This window comes from Nocardioides sp. Z43_10, assembly GCF_059766615.1.
The window spans coordinates 21034-28312 of record NZ_JCBAJY010000017.1; the positions used below are offsets into that span (position 1 = coordinate 21034).

The window sequence follows — 7279 nt, forward strand, 5'->3', positions numbered from 1 at the left end:
TCAGCGCTTGAAGCGGGTCAGCGCCTCAGCGCTCGAGCAGCGCGCGCAGCTCGCGCACCGCCCGCTGGGCGCGGGGGCCATCGGAGCCCTGGATGCCCATCGCGGACACGGTGGTGCCGTCGGCGAGGTCGAGGACCGCCCAGGGGGCGCCGGCGCCGAGGTGCACCGCGACCACCTGCGCCCAGTCGTACTCGCGGCGCCGGTAGCCGTTGACCACGACCAGGCAGCTCTCGGTGGCCTCCACCCGCGAGCGGCCCATCGCGTAGCCGACCGCGAGCAGCAGCCCGGCCAGGAAGATCATCGTGATCACCTCGAAGAAGGTGAACTTCGCCCGGATCTCCGGGCCCAGCGCGACGCCGGCCACGGCCAGCACGGTGACCAGGCCGACGCCGGCTCCGCCCAGGGCCATCCGTACCCCGAACGGCCGCCACGTGTGCGGGAGGGTCACCGGGTCAGAGTCGGCAGGCATGGATCTCCATCAGCAGGATGCCGCGGGCGCCGAGCTTGTAGAGCTCGTCCATCAGCCGCTGCGCGCCGGCGCGGGGCACCATCGCGCGCACCGCGACCCAGCCCTCGCGGTGCAGCGGGGAGACGGTGGGGCTCTCGATGCCCGGGGTGAGCGCGACCGCCGCCGCGACGTTCTCGCTGCGGATGTCGTAGTCCATCATCACGTAGCTGCGGGCCACCAGGACGCCGTCGACGCGTCGCTTGAAGGTCTCGAAGCCGGGGGCCTGCTCGGCGCCCGCGCGGGTGATCATCACCGCCTCGGAGGCCAGGATCACCTCGCCGAACGTCTCGAGCCCGGCCTGGCGCAGGGTGCTGCCGGTCTCCACCACGTCGGCGATCACGTCGGCCACGCCCAGCTGGATGCTCGTCTCCACCGCGCCGTCGAGGCGGGTCACCGAGGCGTTGATCCCACGCTTGGCCAGGAACGCCTCGACCACGCCGACGTAGGAGGTGGCGATGCGGCGGCCCTCGAGGTCGGACAGGTCGCTGAAGCGGCCCTTCGGCCCGGCGAAGTGGAACTTCGAGCGACCGAAGCCGAGGCCCATCACCTCCTCGGCCTGGGCGCCGGAGTCGATGAGCAGGTCGCGCCCGGTGATGCCGACGTCGAGGGTGCCCTCACCGACGTAGAGCGCGATGTCGCGCGGGCGCAGGTAGAAGAACTCCACGCCGTTCTCGGCGTCGATGAGCGCGAGCTCCTTGGAGTCGCTGCGCTGGCGGTAGCCGGCCTCGCGCAGGATCTCGGAGGCCGACTGGGACAGGGCGCCCTTGTTGGGGACCGCGATCCGGACCAGGCGGTCGGTGGCGGCGGTGTCGGAAGTCATCGGGGTGGGGGCCTTCTTCAGAGGTGGGCGTAGACGTCGTCGAGGCTCAGGCCGCAGGCGATCATCAGCACCTGCGCGTGGTAGAGCAGCTGGCTGATCTCCTCGGCCGCCGCGTCCTTGCCCTCGTGCTCGGCGGCCATCCAGGACTCGGCGGCCTCCTCGACCAGCTTCTTGCCGATGGCATGGACGCCGGCGTCGAGCTCGCGCACCGTGCCGGATCCCTCAGGTCGGGTCTGGGCCTTCTCGTTGAGCTCGGCCCAGAGGTCCTCGAACGTCTTCACGGATCGACACCTTACGTCGTGCGCACGGGTGCGGCGCACGCCGGCCCACGTCGTACGACGTGGTGCGGCGTGGTGGGGCGTCGTGCGGGGCCCGGCGCGTCCGGCTCAGGCGCCGACGTCGTAGCCGCGCTTGACCCGGCGCAGCGTCTGGGCGGTGACCAGCGCGGCGGAGGCGGCCTCGTAGCCCTTGTCCTCGTGGGAGTCCGCCAGGCCGGCACGGTCCAGGGCCTGCTGCTCGTCGTCACAGGTCAGCACGCCGAACCCGATCGCGGTCTGGGTGTCCAGCGCCACCCGCGCCAACCCGTCGGTGGCCGCGTTGCAGACGTACTCGAAGTGCGGGGTGCCGCCACGGATGACGACGCCGAGCGCGACGATCGCGTCGTAGCCCTGGGTGGCCAGCGCGGCGGCGACCACCGGCAGCTCGAAGGCGCCCGGTACCCGGACCACCACCGGCGCCTCGACCTTGGCGTCGGCCAGGGCCCGCTGGGCGCCGTCGAGGAGGCCCTGCATGACGACCTCGTGCCAGCTCGCGGCCACCACCGCGACCCGCAGGTCGTGACAGTCCAGCGGCTCCTGACGAGGCGCTCCTGCTCCACTCATCGGTCGACTCCGTTCACGGTGGGGGTCTGGCTCAGCTCGTTGACCGGCTCGTCCTCGTCCGGGCTCGTGCCCGGCTCCAGTCCCGGCAGATGGTGCCCCATCCGGTCCCGCTTGGTCAGCAGGTAGGCCAGGTTGTGGCCGTTGGGACGCGGGGTGAGCGGCACCCGCTGCGACACCGCGACGCCGAACTCCTCGAGGCTGGTGGTCTTGGCGGGGTTGTTGGTCAGCAGGCGCACCCGCTCCACCCCGAGGTCGCGCAGGATCTGGGTGGCGGTGCCGTAGTGACGCGCGTCGGCGGGCAGGCCCAGGTCGAGGTTGGCGTCGACGGTGTCGCGTCCGCCGTCCTGGAGCTGGTAGGCCTGCAGCTTCGCGACCAGCCCGATGCCGCGCCCCTCATGGCCGCGCAGGTAGACCACGACGCCGCAGCCCTCGGCCACGATGCGCTCCATCGCCTCCTCGAGCTGGGGTCCGCAGTCGCAGCGGTGGCTGCCGAACACGTCACCGGTGAGGCACTCGGAGTGCACCCGGGTGAGGATCGGCTCGCCGCGCTCGAGGGCGGCGTCGAGGTCGCCGTGGACCAGCGCGATGTGCTCGCTGTCGTCGATGGTGATCCGGTAGCCGTAGGCGGTGAAGTCGCCGTTGCGGGTGGGCAGCCGGGTCTGCGCGACCCGCTCCACGTGGCGCTCGTGGCGACGCCGGTAGCGGACCAGGTCCTCGATGGAGATCATCGCCAGGCCGTGCTCGTCGGCGAACTCGCGCAGCTCGGGGCCGCGCTTCATGGTGCCGTCGTCGTTGACGACCTCCACCAGGACCCCGGCCGGGGTGAGCCCCGCCAGCCGGGCCAGGTCGACGGCCGCCTCGGTGTGGCCACGGCGCACCAGCACCCCGCCCTCGCGGTAGCGCAGCGGGAAGACGTGCCCGGGCCGGGTCAGCTCCCACGGCTCGGTCGCGGAGTCGGCCAGCCGGCGCGCGGTGTGCGCGCGGTCGGCGGCGGAGATGCCGGTGCTGACGCCGTCGCGGGCGTCCACCGAGATGGTGTACGCCGTGCGCAGCTTGTCCTTGTTGTGCGGGGTCATCAGCGGGATCTCGAGCCGGTCGAGCATGGTGCCCGGCATCGGGACGCAGATGACGCCGCTGGAGTGGCGGATGGTGAAGGCCATCAGCTCGGGGGTGGCCTTGGCCGCGGCGAAGATGATGTCGCCCTCGTTCTCGCGGTCCTCGTCGTCGACCACGATCACGGCCCTGCCGGCGGCGATGTCGTCGATCGCCCGCTCCACGCTGTCCAGACGCACGCTGCTCACGTGGTCACCAACCTCTCGTCGTCACTGTCGCCCCGGGCCGCGCCCGGTACGTCGTTGCTCGCGGCGCTCAGCCTGCGCTCGGCGCGCCACCAGGTGACCAGGCCGAGGACGCAGAAGGCGCCGTAGAACAGGTACATCCCGGCCGTCGGGTAGTAGCCGGCGCGGATCAGCGTGGTCACCCCGACGACGTCGACGAGGATCCACACGATCCAGAACTCCACCCAGCCTCGGGCCATGCCGTAGGTGGCGAGCATCGAGCCGGTCAGGATCCAGGCCTCGGTCGTCGGCCCCCACGAGCCCAGCTCGCGTAGCGCCAGGTACGACACGGCGTAGCCGATGACCCCGAGGCCGACCAGCGCCGCGCGGTTGCGCCACCCCGCCCAGCGCGGGGAGATCGCGCCCCCGTCGGCGGCACCGCCCGCCGACTGGGCCCGCCGCCAGCTGACCCAGCCGTAGAGCGAGACCGCGGCGAAGAACACCTGGCGCCCGGCCTGGCCCCACAGCGCCTCGCCGTCCCCGACGCTGCTCAGCTCGCCGGTGGAGAAGACCACGAACAGCAGCACGTTGCCGAGCAGCCCGATCGGCCAGGCCCACACCAGCCGGCGCATGCCCAGCAGCGCGCTGGCCAGCCCGAACACGTTGCCGACCACCTCGGGGACGCTCAGGCTCCCACCGGCGACCGGGATCGTGCCGTGCAGCAACCACTCCAGCAGACTCATGCGCCCGCCTCCGGGACGGCCCGCTGGGCCAGCCGGTCGACGTACCCGCCGGCCAGCAGCCTCTCGACGTGCTTGGCGATCACGTCCACCTCGAGGTTGACCCGGTCCCCGACCGCGCGGAACCCGAGCGTGGTGCGGGCCAGGGTCTCGGGGATCAGGCTGACCGTGAACGACGCGTCGCCGGCCGCCACGACCGTCAGCGAGACCCCGTCCACGGCGACCGAGCCCTTGTCGACGAGGTAGCGGGCGAGCTCGGCGGGCAGGCTGATCTCGACGACCTCCCAGTGCTCGCTGGGGGTGCGCGCGAGCACGGTGCCGACGCCGTCCACGTGGCCCTGGACGATGTGGCCCCCGAGCCGCTTGGCGGCGGTGACCGCGCGCTCCAGGTTGACCCGGTCGCCGGGGCGTACGCCGTGCAGCGAGGTCTTGTCGAGGGTCTCCTGCATGACGTCCGCGGTCCACAGCGTGGCGTCAGCCTCCGCGACGGTCAGGCAGCAGCCGTTGACGGCGATCGAGTCGCCGAGGGTGACGTCGTCGAGCACGGTGGCGGCGCGCACGGTGAGCCGGATCGCGTCGCCCAGCTCCTCCACGCGCTCGACGGTGCCGAGCTCCTCCACGATTCCGGTGAACATCTCAGGCGTCCTTCTGGGTGGTCGGGGTCGTGCTCAGGGTTGGGCTCGAGGTCGTGCTCGGGGTCAGGGTGAGGCGGACGTTGCGGTCGGCGGGGTCGTCGCCCAGCACGCTCACCTCGCGCACCACCAGGTGCTGGGCGTCGGCGATCGTGGAGATGGCGAGGTCGCCGACCGCGTTGCGCCCGGCGCCCAGCAGTATCGGGGCGACGTAGGCGACGACCTCGTCGACGAGCCCGGCGCCGAGGAAGGCGGCGGCCAGGGTGGGGCCGCCCTCCAGGAAGACGTGGCGGCGCTCGCGGGCCCACAGCTCGGCCAGCGCCTGGTGCGGGTCGCGGGTGTGCAGGCGGACGGTCTCGGCGCGGTCGTTGAAGATCCGCCGCCCGGGGTCGATCGGGCGCAGGCCCATCACCGCGCGCAGCGGCTGCTCGGGCAGCGGCCGGTCGTGCTCGTCGCGGACGGTGAGCTCGGGGTCGTCGACGGCGACGGTGTTGGTCCCGATCAGCATCGTGTCGCACAGCGCGCGCAGGCGGTGGGTGTCGTGGCGAGCGCTGAGGTTGCTGACCCAGCGGCTGGTGCCGTCGGCGGCGGCGCTGCGGCCGTCGAGGGTGGTCGCGAACTTCCAGGTCACGAACGGGCGCTGGTGCTCCACGGCGAAGGACCACACCTCGTTGAGCGCGCGCGCCTGCTCGGCGAGCAGACCCTCGGCGACCTCGATGCCGGCGGCGCGCAGGGTCTGCGCTCCCCCGGCGGCCAGCGGGTTGGGGTCGCGCTGGGCGAACACCACGCGGCGTACGCCGGCGTCGACGAGGGCCTGTGCGCACGGGCCGGTGCGCCCGGTGTGGTTGCACGGCTCGAGGGTGACGACGGCGGTGGTCCCCCGCGCCCGCTCGCCGGCGCGGCTCAGCGCGTCGGCCTCGGCGTGCGGGGTGCCCGCGCCGCGGTGGTACCCCTCGGCCACGACCGTGGCGTCGTCGGCGAGCAGGACGCAGCCGACCCGGGGGTTGGGGGCGAGCGGAACGCCCGGGGAGCCGGCGAGCTCGAGGGCGCGCTGCATCGCGCTGCGCTCGGCAGTCGCGCCGGGCCCTGCTGGTGTGCTGCTCATCGTCCGCCCTGTGTCCGGTCGCGGACTCCGGGGCGTGACGGGAGGAACTACCCGATCCCGAGACCGAGGTTCGGCTCAAGACGGGCGGGTCCCCACCTGCGTGCGCTTCCCATCCGGACTTTAACCGTCGGTCCAGGAGTTACACCTGGTCAACCGGCCGCTGGCGGCGGCCGGGTCGCGGACTTTCACCGCCGGCTCGGATTTTCACCGACCCCAGAGCACGCGAGTTGTGAACTCGTCTGCCGCCGATTGTGTCACAGCGCCCGATCCCGACGGCGCAGGCGTGTCGCACGCCGAGACACAACGCACCCCGGGTGCCTGCTGGCGCTAGGCCGAGTCGGCGCGAACTCGCGACTCTCCGGGGCCGAGTCGGCGCGAACTCGCGGCTGTCGGGGGCCGAGTCGGCGCGAACTCGCGGCTGTCGGGACGGGGCTCAGCGAGCGGTGGCCGCTTCAGCCTTCGCGCGCAGCTCGTTCACCATCGCGTCGGGGTCGGCCGCGGAGTAGACCGCGGAGCCGGCCACGAAGACGTCGGCGCCGGCTTCGGCGCATCGCTCGATGGTCTCCAGGGACACGCCGCCGTCGACCTGGAGCCAGGTCTCGACGCCGTGCTTGTCCATCATGGCCCGCGCCCGGCGGATCTTGGGCAGGCACAGGTCGAGGAACTTCTGCCCGCCGAAGCCCGGCTCGACGGTCATGATCAGCACCATGTCGAGCTCGGCAAGCAGGTCCTCGTACGGCTCGATCGGCGTGGCCGGCTTCAGCGCCATGCTGGCGCGCGCGCCCTGCTTGCGGATCTCCCGGGCCAGCCGCACCGGAGCCTGCGCGGCCTCCACGTGGAAGGTGACGCTGCGACACCCCGCCTCGGCGTACACCGGGGCATGGCGGTCGGGGTCCTCGATCATCAGGTGGGCGTCCAGCGGAATCTCGGTGGAGCGCGCCAGCGCCTCCACCATCGTCGGCCCGAACGTCAGGTTCGGCACGAAGTGGTTGTCCATCACGTCGACGTGCACCCAGTCGGCCGAGCCGATCCGGGCGACCTCCGCGGCCAGGTTGGCGAAGTCGGCGTTCAGGATGGACGGCGTGATCTGGATTCCCACGGGGCCGATCTTTTCACGTCCCCTCTCCGGGCCGTGCCGGGTGGTGCGGCAGCGGGCGGGCTGGGGGCCGGCGGGGGGGGGGGGGGGGGGGGGGGGGACTCCCCCCCCCGGGGCCCCCCCCCCCAAGGGGAAGGCCCCCCCGGGGGGCCCCAGGGGGAGGGAAAAGACGGGGGGGGGGGGGGGGGGGGGGGGGGTTTTTGTTGAGGACGAACTGATG

9 protein-coding genes and 1 riboswitch are annotated in these 7279 nt (G+C 72.9%); all 9 genes read right to left on the bottom strand.

Annotation, left to right across the window (positions count from 1 at the left end):
- Positions 1-25: 25 nt before the first annotated feature.
- The gene (locus AC6EI4_RS19635) at positions 26-469 is read right to left on the bottom strand and encodes a PH domain-containing protein (RefSeq protein WP_498425314.1); all 444 of its coding nucleotides are present in this window, start codon (positions 467-469) and stop codon (positions 26-28) included.
- Complete coding sequence (gene hisG / locus AC6EI4_RS19640; protein WP_498425313.1) at positions 453-1328, bottom strand: ATP phosphoribosyltransferase; 876 nt, start codon at positions 1326-1328, stop codon at positions 453-455. Before hisG ends, AC6EI4_RS19635 begins: the two co-directional genes overlap by 17 nt.
- 17 nt (positions 1329-1345) lie before the next feature.
- Positions 1346-1609 carry a phosphoribosyl-ATP diphosphatase gene (locus AC6EI4_RS19645; RefSeq protein ID WP_498425311.1) on the bottom strand — a complete coding sequence of 88 codons (264 nt, stop codon included), beginning with the start codon at positions 1607-1609 and terminating at the stop codon, positions 1346-1348.
- A 105-nt stretch (positions 1610-1714) separates the two neighbouring features.
- A complete protein-coding gene (gene ribH / locus AC6EI4_RS19650) occupies positions 1715-2209 on the bottom strand; it encodes a 6,7-dimethyl-8-ribityllumazine synthase (protein WP_498452513.1) in 495 nt (164 codons plus the stop codon).
- A complete protein-coding gene (locus tag AC6EI4_RS19655; protein ID WP_498425309.1) occupies positions 2206-3510 on the bottom strand; it encodes a bifunctional 3,4-dihydroxy-2-butanone-4-phosphate synthase/GTP cyclohydrolase II in 1305 nt (434 codons plus the stop codon). Before AC6EI4_RS19655 ends, ribH begins: the two co-directional genes overlap by 4 nt.
- On the bottom strand, positions 3507-4229 hold the full coding sequence (pnuC, locus tag AC6EI4_RS19660; RefSeq protein ID WP_498452514.1) for a nicotinamide riboside transporter PnuC: 723 nt from the start codon (positions 4227-4229) through the stop codon (positions 3507-3509). Before pnuC ends, AC6EI4_RS19655 begins: the two co-directional genes overlap by 4 nt.
- A complete protein-coding gene (locus tag AC6EI4_RS19665; protein WP_498425306.1) occupies positions 4226-4861 on the bottom strand; it encodes a riboflavin synthase in 636 nt (211 codons plus the stop codon). Before AC6EI4_RS19665 ends, pnuC begins: the two co-directional genes overlap by 4 nt.
- 1 nt (position 4862) lies before the next feature.
- The gene (gene ribD / locus AC6EI4_RS19670) at positions 4863-5963 is read right to left on the bottom strand and encodes a bifunctional diaminohydroxyphosphoribosylaminopyrimidine deaminase/5-amino-6-(5-phosphoribosylamino)uracil reductase RibD (RefSeq protein WP_498452515.1); all 1101 of its coding nucleotides are present in this window, start codon (positions 5961-5963) and stop codon (positions 4863-4865) included.
- A gap of 96 nt (positions 5964-6059) precedes the next feature.
- Positions 6060-6189: riboswitch (FMN riboswitch) on the bottom strand.
- A gap of 207 nt (positions 6190-6396) precedes the next feature.
- Positions 6397-7062, bottom strand: coding sequence for a ribulose-phosphate 3-epimerase (rpe, locus tag AC6EI4_RS19675; protein WP_498425304.1), 666 nt, complete (start codon positions 7060-7062; stop codon positions 6397-6399).
- Between the last annotated feature and the right edge of the window lie 217 nt (positions 7063-7279).